Below are 24,290 nucleotides of genomic sequence, written 5' to 3' on the forward strand. Positions count from 1 at the left end.
TTTTAATTTATAGAAACTTCTCCGCCATCTACGGAACATTTTGATTTTCCAACTACTTTAGTTTTTCCACCAATAACACCAATTCCTAGAGCAGTTAGTGTTAAACCAATGGTTGCTTGTATATTTGCCATGACCGAGGCAGTAATAGAAACATGTTTACCGGTTACCCTTGCAGATTTACCACTTAGAGAGGCTGTAGACTTAGCTTTAGCTCTTAGACTATTTCCTGCGTTAAGAAGAATACTGGAAGTAGCACTAGCACTAAAATTACTACCGGCGCTAGCGGCAACATTGCTACCTGCATTCATCGTTAAATTATTACTAGCTTCTATGGCAATGTCAGTAGAGGAGAAGGTAATTTTATTAGGTGCATTAATGGTAATTTCTCCATTACCACCCATCACAATGGTATTCCCGCTAGGATCAGCAATGGTAACACTACCATCTGCATCATTAAGCGTTACTTGATTACCACTTCGCGTTTTGATGGCTTTTAGATGATTATTACCACTTTTAAAACTTTCTGGAACAGAAGAAGCATTGGTCACACTACCTTTTACAATAGGTAGTTCTGCATTGTCGCCTTCGTGATCTACGATTACTTCATCTCCTTTTTCAGGTACAAAATACATTCCTTGCCCTGGTCCACCAGCTAGACTAGCTTGTCTAATCCAAGGAGAAGTTTCTCCTGTTTCTTTTTGCCAAGCATATTGTATTTTTACACGACCCATTCCTTCTGGATCCACGTTGTCCACTACAACAGCTGTCTGTGATTTACTTTTTGGATATGCTTTAATAGAAGTTTTTGGATATACATCCGTTTCTGCAGTGATAGCTTCAAAACTATTCTCATATCTGCCATTTTCTCCACAATTATGTGTTATTTTGGTGATTCTATAGCCTCCATATGAAGAGGTTTCTCCATCTATTAATATTTTGCTGCCAAGAGAAATACTTGGATTACTACTTTTTCCGGATACTTTTATTTGATTTACTTCATTAGCCTGTTTTTGATGTAATATTTGATCATCTATACGTGATTTCATCTGTGGATCATCATGAGCACTCACAAAAATCTGGGTTTCTTTTTGAAATAGTTTATTGCTTTTTTGATTAATTGTAGAAATAAAACCTTTAGAACTAGAATTCAATTCTGCGGTTTTTACTTCGTGAAAATTATCTGTTAGGTAATCATTGGTGAAATATTTAAAGTTGTTAGGTATAGTTTCTAATTTCATGGACAACTCTAATAGATCATAACCATATCGAAGTTTTATAGGTTCTTTGTTTTCAGGTTTTCCAAAAACTAATTTAGATCCATCATAATAAAACCATTCTCCATACTGTGCAGCTAGTCTACTCGCATACTGGAAAGCACTTTCTTCTTTTTGAACACTATAATGTATTGGAGTAACTTTTTTTGGAGAAATGTTATACTGTAGAATTCCTTTATCATATCCAGTAAACGTTTTTTCTAAAATCTCTGAAATTCCTATATCTTGATGAGATGCATAATGAGGACCATCATCCGTAATTATACTACAACTTTTGCCTAGTATATGGATGAGATCACCGGTTTTCTGATAGAATCCTTTTACGGTATTAATGGATGTAACGATACCTTTAAATTCTAATATCTCATTTTCAGAAAAGCCATTAACGGATTGTATTTTTAATAGAAATATAGCGCCCAAAAAATTAATGCTCTCTCCAGAGATATGATCTGTAACTTCTTCTAGCACATCTTTTCTACAGACTAATTCAAAACTATGATGTGCATCTATTTCTTGAGAAAGAGAGAGTTTTTTAAATGCGGGAATGGGATCACCATCTATAAATATTTGTACTTGTGTGTCAGTTGCCATAATTATATTGATATCGGAATTATCCAGTTTACTAGTTTAATTTAAGATTATTAGAGGGAAATAATTTTGGAATGAGGATGAATGGTTACTAAAGCAGGACGTTTGTAGTAAATTTTGTGGTTTTAAAGAAATGCTTTGTAATTATCTCATAGATAATAAACAATGATGTGTTTTTAAATAATATACTGAACACTTAGGATAAAGTATATAGTGAGATAACAATGTTCCTTTAAGATTTACTGTTGGTCAACAAAATCTCTTCAAATGTCCACAGCTTAATTTTATTAGATAAGAATAAAATTAAGTTTACCTCAGGTTTAATAATTATTTAAAATTAAAAGCAATGAAAACTCAAAACAATTTTTTGAAAAACTTAAGTAAAGTAGTATTAGTATTATCTGTTTTATTCATTTCATCTTGTGGTAGTGATGATGATGGAACACCTGCGGAGGAATTTGTTACACTTCCTGCACAAGTACTAACATCTTATACAGGTAACTTAGTATATACTCCTAGTGATGGTTCAGGTCCAATTATTAATACAAGTGGTACTGCTACTGTTGCAGTATCTGGTAATACATATACAATTAGTTTTAGTGATGGGGTACCTTCAATTAGTGGACTTGTTTTTTTAGCCGGTTCTGGAAATAATTTTGTGTCTGCCTCTGCAGGTCAATCTACAACTGGTATTTCAGTAGAAGATGGAGATTTAGCCGTAGGAGCGACCAACAATGGGAATACCTGGGCATTTTCTACAAATTAATAGTTTATTTTAATATCTCTAGGGAAAGGATGGTTTTGGGGAAAACCATCCTTTCCATTTTTTGTATTTCTTATTGACGCTATATGTCTAATTCATAATTTACCTAAAAATGAAAAATATACTCACATATAAAATTATTATCTCAACTTTAGTTTTACTTATTAGTATTGGCTGTGGAAGTAAAAAGTCATTGAAGACAGAAGTCATAAAACCTCCAATTGTTACGTTAGATTCATCTGTTAAAAAAATAGGAATACTTAATAGAAGCGTACCTTCTGACGATAATGTAGGATTAGATCAATTAGATAAAATATTATCAATTGAAGGAGCAAAACTCGATGAGGATGGAGCTAAGCAAGCCATTATTTCTTTAAAAACAGCATTACTTCAAAATCCTAGGTTTACAGAAGTAACGATCTTACCGATGTCATTAAAAGAAAATCCTGGAGGAGGTATTTTTCCATCACCCATAAGTTGGGACCAAATTGATAAACTTTGTAAAACGAATAATGTAGATGCGATTTTTACTTTAGCCATATATGATACTGATGCTAAAGCTTCATACACTGTTGAAAACAAGAAGATTGAAGGACCATTAGGACTAGAACTTCCTGGTGTAGAACACCAAGTAAATATAGAAACTAAGATAAAAACGGGATGGCGTATATATGATCCTATTCGAAAAAAAATCAGCGATCAACTATCAGTTAATGAGAAAACGAAATCTGTAGGAAAAGGAATTAATCCAATAAAAGCAATTGAGGCTGCTACGAATAGAAAACAATCAGTCCTACAAATTAGTCAGAAAATTGGTAGTGATTATGCGTTGAGATTATTACCCTATAAGGATAATGTATATAGAGATTATTATGTGAAAGCGACGCCGAATTTTGAAATTGCAAAACGAAAAGTAGAAACAGGGCAATGGGATGGAGCAGCTGAATTGTGGGAAAAAGAAACTAGTAATTCAGATCCAGAAATTGCCGGACAGGCTTGCTTTAACATGGCTTTCTATAATGAAATAAAAGGAGATTATACCAAGGCTATTGAATGGGCTACAAGAGCCTATACAGATTACGAAAATAAAAATGCATTAAAATATATTAGTGACCTGAAAGAGAGGATCGAGAATAATAAAATTGTAGGAGGTTACTAACCTTTTTTTGATAATTAAAGTTTAACTATTATGGATTCTATTTTTTACCAAAAATAGAATCCATAATAGTTTTTAATCCTCTAAATGCCATGAATATAGCGAATGCAGCCCCAACTAATCCCAAAATTAATATGGGATAATAATAGGAATGATCTTGGTTTTTAAAAGCAGAGTGAATAATCACTGGACTAATAAACATAAAAATCAACGCAATTGCCATACGTTGTATACCTTTACCTAATAATTCTTTATCTGTTCTTTTAGGCTCCATAATTATCAATTGCGTTTCTAACAGTTCCATGTTTCTTTAATAATTCTGTAGCTAATGTTCTTTCTATTTTTAGCTCATCCATAATCATTCGTGTACCTCGATCTACTAGTTTATTATTACTAAGTTGCATATCTACCATTTTATTACCTTTTACTTTTCCTAGTTGTATCATAGTAGCTGTAGATATCATGTTTAATACTAATTTTTGTGCAGTTCCTGCTTTCATCCTAGAACTTCCAGTTACAAATTCTGGACCAACGGTTACTACAATTGGATATTGGGCTGTCTTGTCTAAAGGACTTCCTTCATTACAAGTAATACAACCAGTAATAATATTTGCGGCATTACATTGTTCTAAAGCTCCTATTACATAAGGTGTAGTTCCTGATGCTGCAATACCAATAACAACATCTTTTTCTGAGATTTTATTTGCTTCTAAATCCTTCCATCCTTGCTCTGTATCATCTTCTGCAAATTCTACAGCCTTTCTGATAGCCGGATCTCCACCCGCAATTAACCCAATAACTAAATCATATGAGACTCCGAAAGTAGGAGGGCACTCACTTGCATCCACAACACCTAATCGACCACTAGTTCCAGCTCCCATATAGAAGAGTCTTCCTCCGTTTTTTAGTTTTTCAACAATTTTAGAAACTAAACTTTCAATTTGCGGGATCGCATTTTTTACAGCATCTGGTACCGTTTTATCTTCTTTATTGATATTTGATAACAAATCAGAAATACTCATCTTTTCCAGATGGTTGTAGTTTGAAGCCTGTTCGGTTGTTTTAGTAAAACTCATGCTTCAAAAATACTGATTTTCCTGATCACTCTTCAATTGTAAATTGAAAACGATTTGCCTCAGATAGATTAAAATATCCTAAAGCAAAATTATCCGGATTCGTGGTGTTTATAATATTTCCTCGTATTTGCGCAGGAGGTGTTTGGAACGGATTTCCTCCATCTTGTTCACTTTGTTCGATTAGTATATTAGAATAGTTGTAGTATCGTTCGTCTATTCCAAGAATTTTTATAGTTACTTGTTCTCCGCCAACCATATCCTCGTAGAAATAGGAAAAATTAAAAGATTCACCTTGATAGAAACGATCTTCGCTCGGAAGATATAAATTAAAATCAAAATCAAATAGATAGAAATCTTCTCTATTCCCTTCATCAGTAAAGAAAACAATAACTTCAGTTTCATCACCGTCGAATAAAGTTCCATCTCCTTGCTCCACATTATCAATCGCAACTGTCGGTATTAATTGTGTAGTGGCTTTATAGGTTTCTCCCTCATAGATCACCGTAAGTTCGTAATCTATATCAAATTCTGGTATTAAATTTGGGTCTTCTGGAATAAAGAATCCTGGTTCATTTAATGATTCTATAAAATTAACAACAGAATTGTCTGATAGATGGGTAATAAATACCGTTGCGTTACTTACGGTAGGAACACCGTCATTAAAGAAAGGAGCTGATAATGTAAGTCGTACTCCACCTAAGGCATCAACAGGAGTTTCATCTAAATAAATTTCAAAAGATGCGTCTATAACTAATTTTGGTTCTCCATTTGGAACATCAACATCAATAACATCTTCACAACTTGTGATTATAGAAAGTCCGATTATAAGATATAATAACTTTTTCATTGTGTTAAAATTTAAAATTATAGGTGATAGCTGGTACGATTCCAAATATGGAGGTTCTTACAGCCTCGTTTACCCGAGTTTCTGTATTTTGACTAAAGGCTATAGATGCAGCATTTCTGCGATTGTATAGGTTATAAATACTAAATACCCATTCACCTTGCCATTTACGAGTTTTATTTTTTCGTGGTGTTAAGGTAGCAGAAATATCCATTCGGTGATAAGATGGAAGTCGTTGATCATTTCTTAATCCATCATAAATTGGTACTACCAACCCTTGAAACTCAAACTGTCCAGATGGGTAATTAGTAGGTTGCCCTGTTTGGAATAAAAAATTAGCATTAAACGTCCATTTTTTGTTTAACTCATAACTCCCATTAAAAGAAATATCGTGTGTTTTATCAAAAGGTGTGTTATACCATTGGCCATTATTAATACCTGTTTCGACAGGAGTTCTTCCAACTGTCCGCTGTTCTGATTTAGACAATGTGTAGGCCAACCATCCTTTGAACTTGCCTTCATTTTTTCTTAATAAAAGTTCTAAACCATAAGCTCTAGCCTCACCATTAAGTATTTCTTGTTCAATGGCATCATTGGCGATTAGTTCTGCGCCGTCAATATAATCAATCCTGTTTTTGATGTCTTTATAGAAGACTTCTGTTTCTATAGAGTATGCATCATTTTTAATACTTTTAAAGAAACCTAAAGCATATTGATTGAGCAATTGCGGTTTTACATATTTCCCACTAGGAGTCCATACATCAAGCGGAGTAGGGGAACTAGTATTCGATAATAAATGTAGATACTGAGCCATTCTGTTATAACTAGCTTTTATCGAAGTATTATCGTTAAATATATACGCTAAGGCTAATCGGGGTTCTAGATTAGTGAAGTTTTTAATTTGATCACTTCTACTAATTTTTTCTGTGCCTATCGGATTAGCGGCTTCGTAAATTTGTAATTCTTCATTAAATAACAGAGGATTATCATTCTCATAAATATTTAATTCATCTTGACCCAACCTTGTAAAGTTACTAAGACGGATACCATATTGTAATGATAACTTATTAGAGATCTTGTGTTCTGCATCAATATATACGCCTAATTCATTAGCGTATTTGTCAATTAATTTATCTCTGATAATTCCAGAGTCATCTCTATTAGGCTTGATCTCACCAGGATTGAATCGATAGTATATATTATTGATTCCATAATTAAGTTGAAAATTATCGCTTAAATAATGTTTTAAATCATACTTTAAATTAAAATTTCTGATCCCAGAATCCCATTCAAAACCAACAAAGTCAAGTTCTAATCCATAAAAATAATCTGAATAGATAAGTGATAAATTAGAAAATAATTTATCCGAGAATAAGTGATTCCATCTTAGGTTTAAAACGGTATTCCCATATGTGTTTCTAAAACTTTCACTTATAGCAAAGACGTCCCTACCAAAGTATCCTGAGAGAAATAGATTATTATTTTCATTTATTTTGTAGTTCAGTTTAGTGTTGAGGTCATAGAAGTATGCAACATTATCATTACCATCATCTACTAATGGTAAGAAAAGATGTGCATATGATGCTCTTCCTCCAACTAAGAAAGCTCCTTTGTTTTTTACAATAGGACCTTCTGCTAATAACCTACTGGAAACAAGTCCAAGTCCACCATTAATATGATATTCCTTACTGTTTCCTTCTTTTTGATAAATATCTAAAACAGAAGAAACTCGTCCTCCATATTTTGCGGGAATTCCTCCTTTATAGAGTTTAATATCTTTAATTGCATCTGGATTAAATACGGAGAAAAATCCAAATAAGTGTGATGAATTAAAAATAGTGGCCTCATCTAATAAAATTAAGTTTTGATCCGCAGCACCACCACGAACATTAAAACCAGAAGCACCTTCACCACCACTAGTTACTCCTGGAAGGAGTACAATCGATTTAATTACATCTGCTTCACCGAGTACAACTGGGATTTGTTTGATCGTTCCTGCGGTTAGTTTATTAAGACTCATCTGAGGATTCTTAATATTTACTTTTTCAATATTTTCTGTTATTACTATTTCATCCAACATTTCGGAAGCTTCCGCTAGTTGAAAATTGAGTTTTTTATCTTCATTTAGTACAATTTCTTGTACAATATCTTTAAAGCCTAGGTAGCTGATTTGTAGTTTATAGGTTCCTTCTGGCAAAGTGATAGAGTAAAATCCATATTCATTGGTTACCACGCCTTTTCCCATTTCTGGAAAAAGTACATTAACACCAATTAATGTTTCATTACTAGATTGTTCCGAAATAGTACCGTTAATCGTAAATTTTTCTTGAGCTATCAAGGTACTATTAGCTGGTAAACATAGTAGTACCAGCCATATATTAAGAGTGAGATATTTTTTCAAAAGAAAGTTTTTTCAGTAGCATTTATAGAGTAGACGCTCTAATCTAAAATATGTTACGTATTTAGAGTATATAAATATATTGTAATATGTCACTTCTAGTTAAGATTTCCAGCAAAAACTAATGGGAAACCATTCTTCGGTGTATAAAGTATTACTATTTGAGGATTTAATACTTGATTTGCGTTTAAGATATACTTGGTTGTTTTCTGAAAATACATAGTTAGTATCTATTTTTTTGGTTCTTAGAATAACTTTATTTTTCATTTGGGGCTTTGGTAACATTTCCTTCTTATATAAAATCATTGTATCAATTTTTATGCCTAATTATGTTTGTAATCTTTTTTGTGCCTAAAAAAACCGGATGTATAGAATCTATTTTTGGTATTTGTATATTCTTGATATAGTAACTTTTTTGGTTTAAATAGCTGTTATACAGCAATATGGTTTTTGGTTTTTAGAGTCTATAACCTAATCCTATTTTTAAAAGATTTGCATTTCTATTAAATGCAATATCTGGTACATTATCTTCTTCAGAAAGCCTAATGAAATCATATTGAATTTGAGCAAAAAACTTTTTAGTGATATTATACGCAATTCCGACATTGAGATTAAATCCATTTAAAGTTTCAGTATCATTTAATTCTCCAGTATTTGTTGTGATTGATGAATCTAATATCATTACGGTGTATCCTATTCCAACTGAAGGGCGAAGTTTTTTAATTGATTCTATAGTTAACTCTCCAAATATTCTAGGTTGTAATATGTATGCCGTAGTTTCAGAGGTTTCGAACTTATCATTTATTAATATGTTACCATTTAGTGAAGCTCCTATCTTTACAGGTGTTAATTTAACAAACCTATAATCCGCACCAACATCAATAATTCCAACGTAATTGTCGCCAAGAAAGTTGTCGCCAAATGGAATTGGATAGTTGAGTTCAAAACTAATTTTAGAGTCTTGAGAAAATAATTGACAACAGGAAATTAGGATTACTACTAATAATGCGCTTTTTTTCATTGGAATAAAATTTATATTAATACTTTAAAGTCAATACGGAGCCTAATCAATAGGGATTATCTATTGATTTAATGTCTCTTTTTGAATGTTTTTTTGTTTAGTTAATTTATAGGAGGTTGTTTTTTATATCTGTTTTTATTTAGATTGAATACTCCAATTTTAGAGCCAATATTTATAGAAAATCCATTAATATTATCTAAAATGTTTGGTATTGGGTCGATTGGTGTTGAAAATCGATACTTAATCCCTGCTTCGAATTGTATAAATCTAGAGAGGTTATATAATATATTTACACCTGGTTCTACAATCAATGTTATATCTGTACTTTTGAATAAAGGCCCTGAACCTTCTACATATCCCATACCTATTAAAAAAGGAAACGAAAAATTGAATTTTGAAGTACTAAGTAAGATATTTTCTGAATGTAGCCCTCCATAGATAACTAATAAATCAAAATCTCCTCCAAAAGAACGATCTACAGAACTTAAATCAGAGAATAAAGCTTTTGCCGTTATTCCTAGTTCCATTTTTTTGTTAGCTACATAAGCTAATTTAATTCCGGCTGAGGTAGTCTCATTTTTTTTAATTTGACCATATCCCACGTCAACTCCTAGATATACACCGTGTACGATGTTTTTTCGATCGTTAAATTCTATATAATCTTTGTTGTCAGTTTCTTGACTCCTTGTTTGATTTGTTATTAGTATAATTAAAGCTACTAAAAATCTTCTTATATGTTTCATAAACAATGGTTTCATAGATTATATTTAAATTTTGGGATACTAATTTGGATGAGTTTTGATCCTAAGATGCATTGAGACTAGGTTATTCTATTCTTTAGGAGCATTTTTTCTGTATCTATTCTTACCTAGATTAAATACGCCAACTTTTACACCTATTCCTGCAGAAAATCCATTGATTCGATCTATACCATTAGGATGGATATTAAATTTACTAGAGAATCTATATTTTACACCTGCTTCTAGTTGTACAAACCTAGAAACATTAAATAGTAGATTTATTCCAGGTTCAGCTACAAAAACAGCATCCCAGTCATACTCATTCTCGTTAAATTCATCATCTTCATCTAATTGACCGTCTATATAACCAACACCTCCAACTCCAATTAGTAAAGGGAATGATAAATTTACTCTTGATTTACTGAAGAATATAGGTTCTAAGTGCATTCCTGCATATCCCCCAATTAGGTCTTCATCGTTAGAAATGGATATTCCTGGTAGATTTTGTTGAGAGTAAAAACCTTTCATACCAAAACCTACTTCGAATTTTCTGTTAGCTACATAAGCTAATTTAAGTCCTATTAACCCAGTGTCTTCTCCATCAATTTCTCCATAACTAGCACTAAAACCAAGGTAGACTCCATGGACAATATTTTTACGGTCATTAAATTCTAAATAATTGCCATCGTTTTTTTCTTGTGAATACGTATTAACTATATTAATTAATAAAAAGGTAATAAGTATTTTGATTGTTTTTTTCATGAGTATTGATTTGTTTTTTTATTAGATTGATAAATGATTTTGGTTATTCTTTTAATATGATTACTCCTTTTCTACCAGTTATTTGAAAAGTTCCTTTGTTTGTTTCTATGCCATATGTTGCTTGGATTTCTCGTAGTCTTTTTTTACTGTCAATTACTTTGTTTTTTATATTCTTGAATGTTTTAGGAATTCGTAATAAACCTTGCTCTAAAGAAGCATTAAAATCAAAATTAAGTTCTGAAATATTGATGTTAACTTCTGAAGATTTTTGATCTATAGTTATATCTGCATTCGATTTTACGATTTGTTCTACTCTAAAGTCTGCCACATCCATCGTAAGATTAATATTATCAAACAACTTTTCAATTATAATATTAGTAAATTCCAATTCACCTTTAATCGTTTCAATAGCATCTACTGAAACTTTGTCTTTACTAGAGTATATTTCTAGATCATTAACTTTTTTTATAGCGATTGTTGATCCGCTGCTTATTACTCTAAGGTTTTTAGAAGTTTCGTGATCAAATTCACTATTTTTTAGATCAATCTTACCGTAGGTAATGGATTTTGTATGTAGTTTGCCAAATTTCATTTTAATATTAGCATTCACAACATCATTATTAATCCACATATCTCCATGTTGTAAATCAGTCTTTAATTTTCCATTCCAATCACTGATAATAATATCTCCGAATTTATTGGTTAATTGTATCTCTGCATTTATTGGAAGATTAATTTGATAATCAATTTGTATATTTCCTTTGTCAAAATCAAAGGGATTAACACGATTAAATATTTTAGAAAAAAAACTGTCGCTTTTTTCCTCAATATTTGAAAATATGGTTAGGAAATCATCAGATGTGTTTATAAAGGGTTGTATTCTTTCTAAAAGCTCCTCTGCATCTTCTTTATCTTTTTTAGTAACCGTAATATCAATAGTAATTTTGATTTTATTTTGGTTCCATCCGTTGATTATGATATTCCCATATTTGTTTTCTAATTGTAATTCTCCGGCATTTGAAAAATCGTAGGTTTTTTCTATTGATTTAGATAACTTTTCCTGACCATTTATATAATGCCCGGCAAAAAGTATTAAGACTAATATGGTTAGTTTCTTATAAAATATATCCTTCATTTTCATCGGATTTTTTCGAATCTTTAATTTGTTCTAGAAGATTCTCTATTAATTCAATTCTTTTTTTGTAGTTCTGAACTATGGCTTCAAGGATATACTCGTTATTTAGATTCTCTTTCATTTCTTCTTTTAGCAATAGATATTCTTTATCTAATTCATCCATGAAAGAAAGAAAATCTTCTTTATCGCTTTCTGTTAGTTTCGAATTCTTTTTTACTAACTCAACCTGAAATGAAACAAGTCCTTTATAATAGGTGTCAATATCCTGTAGTTCTTGATTAACTGCTTGATTTTGCTTTGTTATGCTGTTTGTAGAACTTGTATATAGATTCATTAAAGAAAACACTCCAAGAACGATAAGAATACTTGCCGCTATTTTCAGAAAAGGAGAATTCCAATGTTTTAAGGTTTTTATCTTTTTAGTTTTAGAAGTAGTATCCAGCTCTAATTCGATACGTTCCCAAAGTTTAGCTTTATCTGCTTTATGTTCATCAAACTGAAGTTTGTTTTCTCTTATATGTTTTTCAAAATCATCCATTTTATGCTTGTGTATTTATGATTTGAATTAATTTTTTCTTCGCTCTATGATATTGTGATTTAGAAGTAGAGCTAGAAATCTCTAATATCTCTGAAATCTCAATATGGTCATATCCCTCTATTAAGTACAGATTAATAATCTGTTTGTACCCATCTGGCAATTTTGTAATACCCTTTTTTATTTTTTCTATATCCCTAGTGTTAATAGATTCTTTAACTTCTTCTGTAATATGATATTCATGCTTATCTATTGGAGTAATTGGTATCTTTTTTAATTTTAAATGATTAATACTTTTATTAATTACTATTCTTTTTAACCAAGAACCAAAGGTGCTTTCGTATCTAAAAGATGTCAAGTTTTTAAAAGCATCAACAAAACTATCTTGTATAATATCTTCTGCATCTTCTCTTATACTTACTATTCTCATACTTACATTGTACATGGCATCTACATATAACTCATATAGCTTATACTGCGAATTTCGATCACCAGATTTGCTTTTTTCTATCAAATCTTTATGTGTATAAAGAATATTAGTTTTCAATTAATTAGAGTTGATTGTAAGTTTCTTTAAAGTTACTTTTCTTTTCTAGTTATTACTATTGACAAGACAAAAAGTAAAGGGTTGCATCTTTTTTATTTTTTTATTTTAAAAAATTAAAAAAGCCTGTAAAACATTTGTTTTACAGGCTTTTTAGATTATAAGATTGATTTATATATTATCCTATGATTTTGTTTAATGTATTACTAGGTCTCATTGCATTAGAAACCTTAGTAACATCTGGCCAATAATAACCACCCATATCAACAGCGCTTCCTTGAGCATCATTTAATTCTTGAATAATTATTGATTCATTCTCTCCTAATTCCTTGGCGATAGAAGCAAATTCATCTTTTAGATCATTATCTTTTGTTTGTTCAGCAAGTGCTTGTGCCCAATATAAAGCAAGATAAAAGTGACTACCACGATTGTCAAGTTCGTTTACTTTTCTTGATGGAGATTTTTTATTCTCTAAAAACTCTTCTGTTGCTTTATCTAATGCCTCAGCAATTATGAGCGATTTTGGATTGTTATTAACTTCTCCTAAGTGTTCTAAAGAAACCGCTAATGCTAAAAACTCACCTAGAGAATCCCAACGTAAGTGTCCTTCTTTATTGAATTGTTGGACGTGTTTAGGAGCAGATCCACCCGCACCAGTCTCAAATAAACCTCCACCATTCATCAACGGAACGATAGAAAGCATTTTTGCACTAGTTCCAAGTTCTAAAATAGGGAAGAGGTCCGTATTATAGTCACGTAATACATTTCCGGTAACAGAAATAGTATCTTTACCATCTTTTATTCTTTCTAAAGAGAACTTTGTAGCTTCTACTGGAGACATAATTCTAATGTCTAATCCTTCTGTATTGTGTTCTGGTAAGTAAGTATTTACCTTTTCGATCAGACTAGCATCGTGAGCTCTTGTTTTATCCAACCAAAATATTGCAGGAGTGTTTGTTGCTCTTGCTCTACTTACTGCTAATTTTACCCAATCTTTTACAGGAGCATCTTTGGTCTGACACATTCTCCAGATATCTCCTTGTTCTACAGGGTGTTCTATTAAAACAGTACCTGCACCATCTACAACACGAACGGTACCCGTTCTTTTTATTTCGAATGTTTTATCATGAGATCCGTATTCTTCGGCTTTTTTAGCCATTAAACCAACGTTAGGGACAGTTCCCATAGTTGTAGGATCGAAAGCTCCATGTTTTTTACAGAAATCTATAGTTTCTTGATATATTCCCGCGTAACTACTATCAGGTATAACAGCTTTAGTATCTTGAGTATTACCTTTTGCGTCCCACATTTGTCCAGAGTTACGGATCATTGCAGGCATGGAAGCATCGATAATAACATCACTTGGTACATGGAGATTGGTAATACCTTGATCAGAGTTAACCATCGCTAGTTGAGGACCATTTTCATAACAAGCTTTGATATCTTCCTCTATTTCTGCTCTCTTGCTAGCATCTGATATTTTCTTTAGTTTATTAACAAGGTCGCCAAAACCATTATTGACTTCAACACCTATTTCTTCTAGAATTTCACTATGCTTTTCGAATACATCTTTAAAGAATACTTCAACCGCATGACCAAAAATAATGGGATCTGACACCTTCATCATAGTCGCTTTCATATGTAATGAAAATAAGACATTTTTCTGCTTGGCATCAGCAATCTGTTCTTCTAGAAAAGAAATCAGTGCTTTTTTACTCATTACTGTAGCATCAATAATTTCTCCTGCAAGTAATGTTGTCTGTTCTTTTAATACTGTCGTATTACCATTATCATCAACGAATTCAATTTTAACATCTCCAGCATTAGAAATTGTAACTGACTTTTCATTAGAGCGAAAATCACCACTGGCCATAGTGGCTACGTGTGTTTTGGAATCACTACTCCATTCACCCATCGAATGCGGGTTTTTTCTTGCATATTGTTTTACTGGTTTAGGGGCTCTACGATCAGAATTTCCTTCTCTTAATACTGGGTTTACAGCACTTCCTTTAATTTTATCATATTTAGCTTTTGTCTCCTTTTCAGTATCACTTTCTGGTTCTTCAGGATAACTAGGGATATCAAAACCTTGTAATTGTAACTCTGCTATAGCTGCCTTTAACTGAGGAACTGAAGCACTAATATTGGGTAACTTGATGATATTAGCTTCTGATTTTAAAGCTAATTCGCCAAGTTCAGCTAATGCATTTGCTTGTTTTTGTTTATCCGAAAGGTTCTCAGGAAAAATAGCTAGAATTCTTGCTGCAAGAGATATATCTTTAGTCTCAACTTCGATATTTGCGGCTTTGGTGAACTTTTTTACGATAGGTAAAAAAGAATAGGTAGCTAACGCAGGTGCTTCATCAGTTTTTGTGTAAACAATTTTTGAGGATTCAATTCCCATATTTTTTGATTTTGAATAAGATATTTATCAGAACTTTTGGTAAAATACCTTATGTATTATACTATCTATTAAGGAAACAATTAGTCGTTTAATTTTTCTTGGACAAATAATATTAACCTTTCTAAAAATATTCGAGGAACACTACGTGTATAAAAATATTATTCGCTGTAAGATTTTCCGAGCGCGAAGATACAAATATAGGGTAGCAAATGCAACCGGTACATTGTTAGTTTTGAGTTAAAGAGATTGAATTAGAAATCTTTGAAAAAGAATGGGGGTAAAAAATGGTTGTCGTAAAAAAAGTAGTTTAATTTGAGAATAATTTTAAATATAAAAAGCCATATCATAATACGAATATCTTGATATGGCTTTCGTTCAGAAATAATAATTTAGTTAGCTGTTTTACCCGCTATTAAATAATAACTTGCGTTAATTTATACCAAAACTGTTACCTCTGTTTTTGAGTAGTTTTAATTTACGAAAGAAAATACAATCATACTAGAAAATACTACTCAGGTGACTATTGCGAACGCTGTTGTATCTAAATTACTTATGTAATTTTTTAGTTTCTCATCCGAATAGTCTAATGCCACTTAAAATTAAAAAGGTGTCAAAACTTAATTTTTTCTTATGAATTTCATTCTGAAATGATTTTAAAGAGAACCCTTAAAGTGATTTCAACGATGTACTCAAAAAAATAACTTTCGTTTTATATTTATCCTAATCTTAAGATGGTTTATGTAAAATGTTCAAAGAACGAGTTTAGAAAAATATATTAAGAATCCTTGTGTCATCTCTTTATACTATATTATTTCTATATACTAAAGTTAAGAAAAAAGATTCAAGTGATTGACATCTTGTATCTTTTTAGTTATCAACTGGTTATGAACCTAGTTTATTAACTTTTGTTCATAAAAAAAGGTTGCCATATGACAACCTTTAATATTATATAAGATGAAAGAATTAGCTTCTTTTTTCTTTAATACGAGCTTTCTTACCTGTAAGTTCTCTAAAGTAAAAGATACGTGCTCTACGAACTTTACCTCTTTTATTAATTTCGATTTTCTGAAGAGCTGGTAAATTAATCGGAAAAATACGTTCAACACCTACTGTACCAGACATTTTTCTGATAGTAAAAGTTTCACTAGAACCAGAACCTCTTCTTTGGATTACAACACCTCTAAAAAACTGAGTACGTGTTTTGTTTCCTTCTTTAATTTCGTAATATACTGTAATAGTATCACCTGCTGCAAATTCAGGTAACTCTTTTCTTGTTACAAACTCGTCTTGTACGAATTTTACTAAATCTTCCATTTTTGAAGTAGTTTACTTATGTTTTATTAAAGCAACATTCACGATTCTCGCCAGAGGTTGTTTCAATCAGGCTGCAAAAATAACTATTATTTAATGATTTGCAAGTATTTTTGGTAATATTGTTTGTAAAGATGATATTTGATTATTTGTCTAAATCTCAGTGATATATCTTTTGTCTTTAGTTGAAACGCTTTATAGATTTATTAACATTAAAAATCAGAAACTAATCGTCTAATAAGTCTGGTCTTCGTTCTTTTGTTCTCTGGTATGCTTGTTCTTCTCTCCAAGCTTCAATTTTTGGAAAATTTCCGGATGTCAGTACTTCAGGGACTTTCCATCCTTTGTAATCTGCAGGTCTTGTATATATTGGAGGAGCTAATAAGTCATCTTGAAAAGAATCTGTTAACGCAGAGGTTTCATTACCTAATACTCCGGGGATTAATCTAATGATTGCATCACATAGTATTAAAGCACCTAATTCTCCGCCAGATAGTACGTAATCTCCAACTGATATTTCTTTAGTGATAAAATGATCTCTAACTCGTTGGTCAACACCTTTATAGTGGCCACAAAGAATTATTATATTCCCTTTTAGAGATAGTTGATTTGCAATTCCTTGGTTTAACGTGTCTCCATCCGGAGTCATATAAATGATTTCATCGTAAGTTCTTTCGGCTTTTAGTTTAGAAATACATTTATCTATTGGCTCTACCATCATTACCATGCCGGCACCACCACCAAATTGGTAATCATCAACCTGTTTGTAATTATCAGTGGTATAGTCTCTAAGATTATGGAGCTGTACTTCTACTAAACCTTTTTCTATTGATCGCTTCATAATTGAAGCTTCAAAAGGGCTTTTAAGAATATCGGGTACAACGGTTATTATGTCTATGCGCATCTTTTCTTATTAAGAATGCAAAGATGCAAAACAAATATGGTAAAATCCAGATATTTGGATTACTTAGCTCCGGTTTTACGTTGTTTGTTGATTTCATCCTGAAGTTTACGCATCACTTTTTGTTCTCTTTCTAAAGCTCTGCGTCTATGATCTTCAAACTCAGCTTCTGTTTCAGCTAAAGCTTTTTTAGCTTGTACAGTAACAGAATTACTATTTTTAAACTTAAAAACAAAGAAAGCAAGAAGCGCTACAAGTGCACCAACAATAGTCCACATCATAGTTTTATAACTACCTTTTGTGAACGGTATTCCTAAAAATGTCATACTATCTTTTTCTTCTGTAACCGTAGTAAGGTTTTCATTGGTTTTGGCTAGAGAAGCTTCAAGATTAGAAATGGAGGTTAGCTGTTCTGTTATTTTTTGATTAGAACTGTTTAATTTATCTTCTAATGTTTTAAGTGAATCTATTGTATTTCCTTTTAGTTTATCTAACCATACACGCTTAACAACTTTATATTCTTGATATTTTCCTGATTTTTTAATGACTACATCAAATTGAGTTTTAATATTTTCATTTTGTAATGCTTGTTCTGCAGTAAGATTATCTTCTTGTGCCTGAATGGTTTCAAAGATGGGGAATAGAGCTATGAAAACTAATAGGTACTTTGGTAATTTCATGTGTGAGTTTTAGTTGTTTTTAATGGTTGATTAAAACCTTGAGTATATTACATAAACTTTATTTTACTTGCTTAAGGAAGTTATCAATATACTTTTCAAGATTCTATTCTTTTTTACGTTAGTCTTTAATTAATTGTAACGGTAATAAATATACGATATTGTGGGTAATTTAAAAGATTTAAAAAGGAGTATGGTTAATCATATTTCTTAGTGTTTTGAAATTTACGAAAAGTTTTGTTTTTCAAACCATTTGTTTGTTAGGTTTATAAAACAAAAAAGTCATTATCTTGAGGATAACGACTTTTTAAGAATTATTATAATAGTTGGAATTACTAGTAATATGTAAAACGTCTTACTTTTGCTATATATTTGGATAGTCTGATTACTTGATGACTATATCCATATTCGTTATCATACCAAACATAAAGCACAGCATTATTACCTTTAGTATCTACAATTGTTGCATTGCTATCATATATTGATGGAGCGGATGATCCAACGATATCACTAGATACTAATTCGTTATCCAATGAATACTTAATTTGTTCAACTAGGTTTCCTTCTAAAGCGTATTTTTTAATAATAGCATTCATACTTTCTTTAGAGGTGTTTTTCTCTAAATTAAGATTAAGAATAGCTAAAGATCCGTTTGGTACTGGAACTCGAATAGCATTAGAAGTTAGTTTACCTTCAAAACTTGGTAATGCCTTAGAAACAGCTTTGCCAGCTCCAGTTTCAGTAATTACCATGTTTAATGCAGCTGCACGTCCTCTTCTATATTTTTTATGCATATTGTCTACCAAATTTTGATCATTGGTATATGCGTGTATTGTTTCTAAGTGTCCATTTATTACTCCAAAACTTTCGTCTACTGCCTGTAAAATTGGTGTAATTGCATTTGTAGTACAAGAAGCAGCTGAGAAAATATTTACTTTATCTGGATTGTGCTCTTGGTGATTTACTCCATGAACAATATTAGGAATCCCTTTTCCTGGTGCGGTAAGTAATACTTTGTCTATTCCTTTTGCTATTAAGTGTCTGCTTAAAGCTTCTTTATCTCTAAATGCTCCAGTATTGTCAATTAATAAGGCATTATCTATTCCATAAGAAGTATAATCTATATCTTCTGGATTGTTAGCGCTAATAATTTTTACTGTAGTGCCATTTATTATTAAAGAACTGTTTGCAATATCTGTTTCTACTAATCCAGCAAATTCTCCGTGTACTGAATCATTTCTTAATAAAGAAGCTCTTTTTTCTAAAACATCTTCTGTAATTGATCCTCTAGTTACGATAGCTCTTAATCTTAATTGACTGCCTTTTCCGGTAATAGTCATAAGTTCTCTAGCAACTAAACGCCCGATTCTTCCAAATCCATAAAGAACTACATCTTTTGGAGATATATTTTTAAATTTCTTAGCATCTTTTAGTTTGTTCATTACGAAACTAGTCGCAGAATCATATTCATTACCCGCAAGGTGATACTCATAAGTAAGTTTGCCGATATCTAATTTTGCAGGAGGTAAATCCATCAGTTTAATTGCTTGTGCAATTTCTACAGAATCAAAAATCGAAATTGGTTTTTGAACAAACTCACCAGCGTATTCATGCAGATTAAGGATTTCGCTTACATTTTTATCAATTAATTGATTACGAAATAGTACTAACTCAATAGAATTATCGTACCAAAGGTCACTCACAGTTTTAATAAATGCTACCGTAGCACGGCGTCTGTCTGCCTGAAAGGCAAGTTCTTTCTCATAAACTTCGTTAGAACTCATAATGTGTTGTGTTTTTAGAATCTTGAAATTTCGCGCAAAAGTATGAATTTCAAACGTTTTCGTAAAGTTTTTTAAATAAAAAAATCCCATTACTTTTTGTTAGTAATGGGATTGTTGATTTTACTTCACGTTCCTTCTAATTTTGGAAAACAAACTCTCTCTTTTCTCCATTACGATCAATTAAGCTGATAGTAATGTCTTCTTCTGGATATTTGCTTTCTATAATTTGTTTTACTTGTAAAACATCTTTTACCTTTTTGCTGTCTATCTCACTTATAATTAAGCCTTCTAGATTATATCGTTGCATTTTTGGACTTAGTGCTTTGCTGATGATTACTCCATGGTCCAAATCAAATTTCTTTAAATAGTCTGGATTTGGATTCGCTACTTCTACACCGACATCTTCAATGCTATATCTTTGGATAACATATTTGGACAAAGTTACAGGTACATTAAGTTCTTCATTTTCTCTAATTATTTTCACATTAATAATGTCATTAGGACTTTTGCTATTTACATAACCTGTTAGGTCGGCAAACTTCTTAATTCTTAATCCATCTATTTCCTTAATAACATCACCTTCTTTTAATCCAGCCTTCTTAGCGCCACTATCTTCACCTACATTTGTAATGATAACACCTTGAGTTTCATTAATGTTATATTTTTCCATTACCTGTTTAGTAAGATTATCTCCGTTTATACCTAATATTCCTCTTTGTACATCTCCAAATTCTAATATATCTTCCACAATTTTTCGAGCATTATTAGAGGGTACAGCAAAAGCATATCCTACATAACTTCCGGTTTGTGATGTAATTGCTGTGTTTATACCTATTAGTTCTCCTCGTATATTTACTAAAGCCCCACCGCTATTTCCTGGATTGATGGCTGCATCTGTTTGTATAAATGATTGAAAATTGCCATCATATTCATTTAAATCTCTTGATTTGGCACTAATTATACCAGCAGTAACCGTAGATGTAAGGTTAAAAGGGTTACCAACTGCCAACACCCATTCTCCAATTTTTGCTGTATTTGAATTTCCGAAAGGGATATAGGATAATTTTTCATCGGAGTCGATTTTAATTAATGCAATATCTGATTGTGGAGCAGTGCCTATTACCTCTGCCTTATATGATTTATTATTGTTTAATGTAACTTCTAAATCAGTGGCACCATCTATTACATGATTGTTTGTAACTATGTATCCATCTTCTGTAATAATAACACCAGATCCAGCACCTTGAATCTTTCTTTCGGTAGTTCCTCCATTTCTAAAGTATTCCATCAGATTCCTTGGTGTCTTGGAAATTCCATATTGTTTAACGTGAACAACGGCATTTACTGTTTTTTCTGCAGCAACAGTAAAATCAACATTGGTGCCCGCGGTATTTATGTTAGTTGCAGTATACGCGGTTGGGATTAAATTTGTTTTTTGTGTGGTCTCATTTTTAGTAATAACAACCGCTTCAGGTTCGAGAAACATTTTATATGCTCCCAATGTCATTACTCCTGCTAAAATAGCTACAACCAATAAGCTAAAAAATCTTTTCATCTTCTTTTCTTTTTTCGTTTAATTTGACTAGTACTATAATATAGACTCTTAATAACTATTAAAATTACAACTATAGTATATTTTTTTTAGATATTTAACGGACCATTAACAACGATTATATGTTTACTTTCTTTGTACCTTTGCTCTTTATAATTGAATAAAATAATGAACCTTACTTTTTATAAATATCAAGGTACCGGTAATGATTTTGTAATCATTGATAATAGAGAATCAATTTTGTCCAAAAATAATACCAAATTATTCGCAGGACTTTGTGACAGAAAATTTGGAATAGGAGCAGACGGTTTAATGTTGCTAGAACTTCCTCAAAATGAAGAAGATGATTTTACTATGGTGTATTTTAATGCAGACGGTAATGAGAGTACCATGTGTGGTAATGGAGGAAGGTGTTTGGTAGCTTTTGCAGCTTTTTTAGATGTAGTTGACGACAGGGCTACTTTTACCGCAATTGACGGAAAGCATAAGGCAGAAATAAAGAATGGGGTAGTTTATTTGCAAATGCAGGATGTTTCCAAAATCGAACAATATGATTCACATTTGTTTTTAGATACCGGTTCTCCACACCATGTAACTATGGTAAATGATTTGGTTTCTTATGATGTTCCCAATATTGGTCGTGAAATTAGAAATGGATCTCCGTATTTTGAGGAAGGAAGTAATGTCAATTTTGTGCAAAAAGAATCTGATGATTTATTTTCTGTACGTACTTATGAAAGAGGGGTAGAAGATGAGACTTTATCATGTGGGACAGGTGTAACTGCAGTTGCATTATCTATGCATAGAACAAAAATGACGGATAAAGAAGAAGTTAGTGTAAAAACTCCTGGAGGTGAATTAAGGGTAACTTTTAAGGAAACTATTAATGGTTATGAAGATATATTTCTTATTGGTCCAGCAGAACAAGTTTTTAAAGGAGAGATCACATGTTGACATTAAAAGGTGAGCATATTTATCTGAGGGCATTAGAACCTGAAGATTTAGATTTTGTTTATTTAATTGAAAACGATGAGCAAATATGGGAGATGAGTACAACTCAAACTCCTTACTCTAGATTTTTGATTAAACAATATTTAGAGAATGCACATCAGGATATTTATGATGCCAAACAATTACGACTCGTTATTTGTTCATATGATGGAGCTACATTAGGACTTATTGATTTGTTCGATTTTAACCCGACTCACAATAGGGCAGGAGTAGGTATTCTAATAGCGGAAAAAGAGCACCGCGGAAAAGGATATGGTAAAGAAGCTCTACGCATTATTAAGAATTACGGTAAAACACACTTACGGTTACATCAATTATACGCTAACATTGCAGAAGATAATGTTGCAAGTATAAGGTTGTTTGAGAAAGAAGGGTTTATAAATATAGGAGTAAAGAAAGAATGGAACCTTGTATCTGGTATGTACAAGGATGAATTATTATATCAACATATATATGTACATTAAAAGAATATTATTAATAATAGCCTTAATTGGTTTAATAGGTGGTGGGTTGTTTGCGTATTATGTGTATCAGGCAGTTTTTTCTCCTAATACAAATTTTGATTCTGAAACAACAACAGTATTTATACCTTCGGGAACAACATATCCAGAATTAAGAAAAATTATACATCCTTTATTAAAAGACCCTTCCAGTTTTGATAAAATAGCTGCTAAAAAAGGGTATACTAATAAAGTGAAAGCGGGAAGGTATATTCTTAAAAAAGGATTAAATAATAATGAAATTGTAGGTTTATTGCGAAGTAAAAACACACCAATTCAACTAAGTTTTAATAATCAAGAAAGATTGGAAAACCTAGCGGCTAGAGTTGCTCAACAGATAGAGGCTGATAGTTTGTCTTTATTAAAAGCTTTTAAAGATTCGGATTTTATAGCTGAACAAGGTTTTACAATTGATAATGCACTAGCAATGTATGTTCCGAATAAATATGAGTTTTTTTGGAATACATCTGCTGAGCAGTTTAGAAGCCGAATGTTGAAAGAGTATAAACGGTTTTGGAATGATAATAGGACAAGTAAGGCGAAAAGTATTGGTTTAACATTTAATGAAATAACTACTATTGCTTCTGTTGTCCAAAAAGAGACAGCTAAGGTAGATGAACGACCAAGGGTGGCAGGAGTTTATATGAATAGATATAAAAATGGATGGAAACTCGATGCAGATCCAACAGTTATATACGCATTGAAAAAACATAGAGATGACTGGGATATGGTTATTAAAAGAGTACTTTATAAAGATTTAGAGTTAGACAGTCCTTATAATACTTATAAGTACAGCACCTTACCTCCAGGACCTATTACTATGCCAGATATTTCTTCTATTGATGCAGTGCTTAATTATGAAAATCATGAGTACTACTTCTTTGTGGCTAATGTAGAAAACTTTGGATATCATAAGTTTGCTAAAACAATGGCTCAACACAATAGAAATAAAAAACAATACATCAATTGGATTAATAAACAAGGAGTAAATAGATAGAATTTCTAAGGTTCTTTTTGTAGGAAAAAATCATTCCGGATTGTAGATAAAAACGTTTTCTAGTGTTAACTTATCAACATTTTCTTTTCGAATCTTGTTAATTACCTAACAAACTTGTTGTGTGATTTTAATCGATCAAAACTCTTACTTTGACGTTTAAGTGCAATATTTAAGAGTTTTTTTGACTTTTTAGTACTTTTTTTAACTCTTTTTTATGTGTAAACACCTGTTTTTCAGTATTATAATAAGTTTAACATGTTATAGTGCTTGGTTTGAAAAAAAGCTGTATATTTGCACCGCAAAAATTTAAGTAGAGG

The 24,290-nt window shown here is 31.6% G+C and carries 22 protein-coding genes; 5 read left to right on the forward strand and 17 right to left on the reverse strand.

All coding sequences use genetic code 11. From position 1 onward, the window contains the following. Positions 1-2 precede the first annotated feature (2 nt). On the reverse strand, positions 3-1,865 hold the full coding sequence (locus D1815_RS02915) for a type VI secretion system Vgr family protein (protein ID WP_118385859.1): 1,863 nt from the start codon (positions 1,863-1,865) through the stop codon (positions 3-5). 343 nt (positions 1,866-2,208) lie between these two features. Here D1815_RS02915 and D1815_RS02920 point away from each other — a divergent pair, with 343 nt between their 5' ends. Together D1815_RS02920 and D1815_RS02925 are read left to right on the forward strand one after the other, a co-directional pair. Then, positions 2,209-2,628, forward strand: coding sequence for a hypothetical protein (locus D1815_RS02920; RefSeq protein WP_118385860.1), 420 nt, complete (start codon positions 2,209-2,211; stop codon positions 2,626-2,628). A gap of 109 nt (positions 2,629-2,737) precedes the next feature. Next, complete coding sequence (locus D1815_RS02925; protein ID WP_118385861.1) at positions 2,738-3,784, forward strand: DUF6340 family protein; 1,047 nt, start codon at positions 2,738-2,740, stop codon at positions 3,782-3,784. Between the two features lie 37 nt (positions 3,785-3,821). Here D1815_RS02925 and D1815_RS02930 read toward each other — a convergent pair whose 3' ends face one another. The 16 genes from D1815_RS02930 to D1815_RS03010 form a co-directional block, all read right to left on the reverse strand. After that, positions 3,822-4,055, reverse strand: a complete 234-nt coding sequence (locus D1815_RS02930) for a DUF6095 family protein (protein WP_027393550.1) — start codon at positions 4,053-4,055, stop codon at positions 3,822-3,824. Then, the gene (gene murQ, locus D1815_RS02935; protein WP_027393551.1) at positions 4,045-4,857 is read right to left on the reverse strand and encodes an N-acetylmuramic acid 6-phosphate etherase; all 813 of its coding nucleotides are present in this window, start codon (positions 4,855-4,857) and stop codon (positions 4,045-4,047) included. The genes D1815_RS02930 and murQ overlap by 11 nt, the downstream gene beginning before the upstream one ends. Before the next feature lie 25 nt (positions 4,858-4,882). Then, positions 4,883-5,704, reverse strand: a complete 822-nt coding sequence (locus tag D1815_RS02940) for a DUF4249 family protein (RefSeq protein ID WP_118385862.1) — start codon at positions 5,702-5,704, stop codon at positions 4,883-4,885. A gap of 4 nt (positions 5,705-5,708) precedes the next feature. Further along, positions 5,709-8,078 (reverse strand): TonB-dependent receptor, encoded by a 2,370-nt coding sequence (locus D1815_RS02945; RefSeq protein WP_118389840.1) that lies wholly within the window; start codon positions 8,076-8,078, stop codon positions 5,709-5,711. A 478-nt stretch (positions 8,079-8,556) separates the two neighbouring features. Further along, a complete protein-coding gene (locus D1815_RS02955; protein ID WP_027393554.1) occupies positions 8,557-9,120 on the reverse strand; it encodes an outer membrane protein in 564 nt (187 codons plus the stop codon). A gap of 101 nt (positions 9,121-9,221) precedes the next feature. After that, complete coding sequence (locus D1815_RS02960) at positions 9,222-9,863, reverse strand: hypothetical protein (protein WP_027393555.1); 642 nt, start codon at positions 9,861-9,863, stop codon at positions 9,222-9,224. A gap of 87 nt (positions 9,864-9,950) precedes the next feature. Next, entirely contained in the window at positions 9,951-10,622 is a 672-nt protein-coding gene (locus D1815_RS02965; protein ID WP_118385864.1) for a hypothetical protein, read from the reverse strand. Positions 10,623-10,665: 43 nt separating this feature from the next. After that, entirely contained in the window at positions 10,666-11,757 is a 1,092-nt protein-coding gene (locus D1815_RS02970) for a hypothetical protein (RefSeq protein ID WP_162897333.1), read from the reverse strand. Beyond that, the gene (locus tag D1815_RS02975; protein ID WP_118385866.1) at positions 11,738-12,295 is read right to left on the reverse strand and encodes a hypothetical protein; all 558 of its coding nucleotides are present in this window, start codon (positions 12,293-12,295) and stop codon (positions 11,738-11,740) included. The genes D1815_RS02970 and D1815_RS02975 overlap by 20 nt, the downstream gene beginning before the upstream one ends. Before the next feature lies 1 nt (position 12,296). After that, the gene (locus tag D1815_RS02980; protein ID WP_027393559.1) at positions 12,297-12,839 is read right to left on the reverse strand and encodes an RNA polymerase sigma factor; all 543 of its coding nucleotides are present in this window, start codon (positions 12,837-12,839) and stop codon (positions 12,297-12,299) included. 175 nt (positions 12,840-13,014) lie between these two features. Next, the gene (locus D1815_RS02985) at positions 13,015-15,240 is read right to left on the reverse strand and encodes an NADP-dependent isocitrate dehydrogenase (protein ID WP_118385867.1); all 2,226 of its coding nucleotides are present in this window, start codon (positions 15,238-15,240) and stop codon (positions 13,015-13,017) included. Positions 15,241-16,203: 963 nt separating this feature from the next. After that, a complete protein-coding gene (gene rplS / locus D1815_RS02990) occupies positions 16,204-16,554 on the reverse strand; it encodes a 50S ribosomal protein L19 (protein ID WP_027393561.1) in 351 nt (116 codons plus the stop codon). A gap of 223 nt (positions 16,555-16,777) precedes the next feature. Continuing rightward, positions 16,778-17,455 carry a tRNA (guanosine(37)-N1)-methyltransferase TrmD gene (gene trmD / locus D1815_RS02995; RefSeq protein WP_027393562.1) on the reverse strand — a complete coding sequence of 226 codons (678 nt, stop codon included), beginning with the start codon at positions 17,453-17,455 and terminating at the stop codon, positions 16,778-16,780. A gap of 59 nt (positions 17,456-17,514) precedes the next feature. After that, positions 17,515-18,132, reverse strand: coding sequence for a tRNA (guanine-N1)-methyltransferase (locus tag D1815_RS03000; protein ID WP_118385868.1), 618 nt, complete (start codon positions 18,130-18,132; stop codon positions 17,515-17,517). 332 nt (positions 18,133-18,464) lie between these two features. Next, positions 18,465-19,913 carry a glyceraldehyde-3-phosphate dehydrogenase gene (locus tag D1815_RS03005; RefSeq protein ID WP_118389842.1) on the reverse strand — a complete coding sequence of 483 codons (1,449 nt, stop codon included), beginning with the start codon at positions 19,911-19,913 and terminating at the stop codon, positions 18,465-18,467. 136 nt (positions 19,914-20,049) lie between these two features. Then, positions 20,050-21,468, reverse strand: a complete 1,419-nt coding sequence (locus D1815_RS03010; RefSeq protein WP_027393565.1) for a trypsin-like peptidase domain-containing protein — start codon at positions 21,466-21,468, stop codon at positions 20,050-20,052. Positions 21,469-21,633: 165 nt separating this feature from the next. On the opposite strand from D1815_RS03010, the gene dapF reads away from it, so the two are divergent. Genes dapF through mltG form a run of 3 tightly spaced genes read left to right on the forward strand, consistent with a single transcriptional unit; the run spans position 21,634 to position 23,973 of the window. Then, entirely contained in the window at positions 21,634-22,419 is a 786-nt protein-coding gene (dapF, locus tag D1815_RS03015) for a diaminopimelate epimerase (protein WP_118385869.1), read from the forward strand. Continuing rightward, complete coding sequence (locus D1815_RS03020; protein ID WP_027393567.1) at positions 22,413-22,940, forward strand: GNAT family N-acetyltransferase; 528 nt, start codon at positions 22,413-22,415, stop codon at positions 22,938-22,940. Before dapF ends, D1815_RS03020 begins: the two co-directional genes overlap by 7 nt. Beyond that, complete coding sequence (mltG, locus tag D1815_RS03025; protein ID WP_118389845.1) at positions 22,930-23,973, forward strand: endolytic transglycosylase MltG; 1,044 nt, start codon at positions 22,930-22,932, stop codon at positions 23,971-23,973. Before D1815_RS03020 ends, mltG begins: the two co-directional genes overlap by 11 nt. Positions 23,974-24,290 lie beyond the last annotated feature (317 nt).

Origin of the sequence: Aquimarina sp. AD1, assembly GCF_003443695.1 — a bacterium.
GTDB lineage: Bacteria > Bacteroidota > Bacteroidia > Flavobacteriales > Flavobacteriaceae > Aquimarina > Aquimarina latercula.

What these genes read in the sequence shown, in the direction of transcription:
- D1815_RS02915 (WP_118385859.1), bottom strand. Translation starts at nt 1,865, where the DNA reads ATGGCAACTGACACACAAGTACAAATATTTATAGATGGTGATCCCATT.
- D1815_RS02920 (WP_118385860.1), top strand. Translation starts at nt 2,209, where the DNA reads ATGAAAACTCAAAACAATTTTTTGAAAAACTTAAGTAAAGTAGTATTA.
- D1815_RS02925 (WP_118385861.1), top strand. Translation starts at nt 2,738, where the DNA reads ATGAAAAATATACTCACATATAAAATTATTATCTCAACTTTAGTTTTA.
- D1815_RS02930 (WP_027393550.1), bottom strand. Translation starts at nt 4,055, where the DNA reads ATGGAGCCTAAAAGAACAGATAAAGAATTATTAGGTAAAGGTATACAA.
- murQ (WP_027393551.1), bottom strand. Translation starts at nt 4,857, where the DNA reads ATGAGTTTTACTAAAACAACCGAACAGGCTTCAAACTACAACCATCTG.
- D1815_RS02940 (WP_118385862.1), bottom strand. Translation starts at nt 5,704, where the DNA reads ATGAAAAAGTTATTATATCTTATAATCGGACTTTCTATAATCACAAGT.
- D1815_RS02955 (WP_027393554.1), bottom strand. Translation starts at nt 9,120, where the DNA reads ATGAAAAAAAGCGCATTATTAGTAGTAATCCTAATTTCCTGTTGTCAA.
- D1815_RS02960 (WP_027393555.1), bottom strand. Translation starts at nt 9,863, where the DNA reads ATGAAACATATAAGAAGATTTTTAGTAGCTTTAATTATACTAATAACA.
- D1815_RS02965 (WP_118385864.1), bottom strand. Translation starts at nt 10,622, where the DNA reads ATGAAAAAAACAATCAAAATACTTATTACCTTTTTATTAATTAATATA.
- D1815_RS02970 (WP_162897333.1), bottom strand. Translation starts at nt 11,757, where the DNA reads ATGAAGGATATATTTTATAAGAAACTAACCATATTAGTCTTAATACTT.
- D1815_RS02975 (WP_118385866.1), bottom strand. Translation starts at nt 12,295, where the DNA reads ATGGATGATTTTGAAAAACATATAAGAGAAAACAAACTTCAGTTTGAT.
- D1815_RS02985 (WP_118385867.1), bottom strand. Translation starts at nt 15,240, where the DNA reads ATGGGAATTGAATCCTCAAAAATTGTTTACACAAAAACTGATGAAGCA.
- rplS (WP_027393561.1), bottom strand. Translation starts at nt 16,554, where the DNA reads ATGGAAGATTTAGTAAAATTCGTACAAGACGAGTTTGTAACAAGAAAA.
- trmD (WP_027393562.1), bottom strand. Translation starts at nt 17,455, where the DNA reads ATGCGCATAGACATAATAACCGTTGTACCCGATATTCTTAAAAGCCCT.
- D1815_RS03000 (WP_118385868.1), bottom strand. Translation starts at nt 18,132, where the DNA reads ATGAAATTACCAAAGTACCTATTAGTTTTCATAGCTCTATTCCCCATC.
- D1815_RS03005 (WP_118389842.1), bottom strand. Translation starts at nt 19,913, where the DNA reads ATGAGTTCTAACGAAGTTTATGAGAAAGAACTTGCCTTTCAGGCAGAC.
- D1815_RS03010 (WP_027393565.1), bottom strand. Translation starts at nt 21,468, where the DNA reads ATGAAAAGATTTTTTAGCTTATTGGTTGTAGCTATTTTAGCAGGAGTA.
- dapF (WP_118385869.1), top strand. Translation starts at nt 21,634, where the DNA reads ATGAACCTTACTTTTTATAAATATCAAGGTACCGGTAATGATTTTGTA.
- D1815_RS03020 (WP_027393567.1), top strand. Translation starts at nt 22,413, where the DNA reads ATGTTGACATTAAAAGGTGAGCATATTTATCTGAGGGCATTAGAACCT.
- mltG (WP_118389845.1), top strand. Translation starts at nt 22,930, where the DNA reads ATGTACATTAAAAGAATATTATTAATAATAGCCTTAATTGGTTTAATA.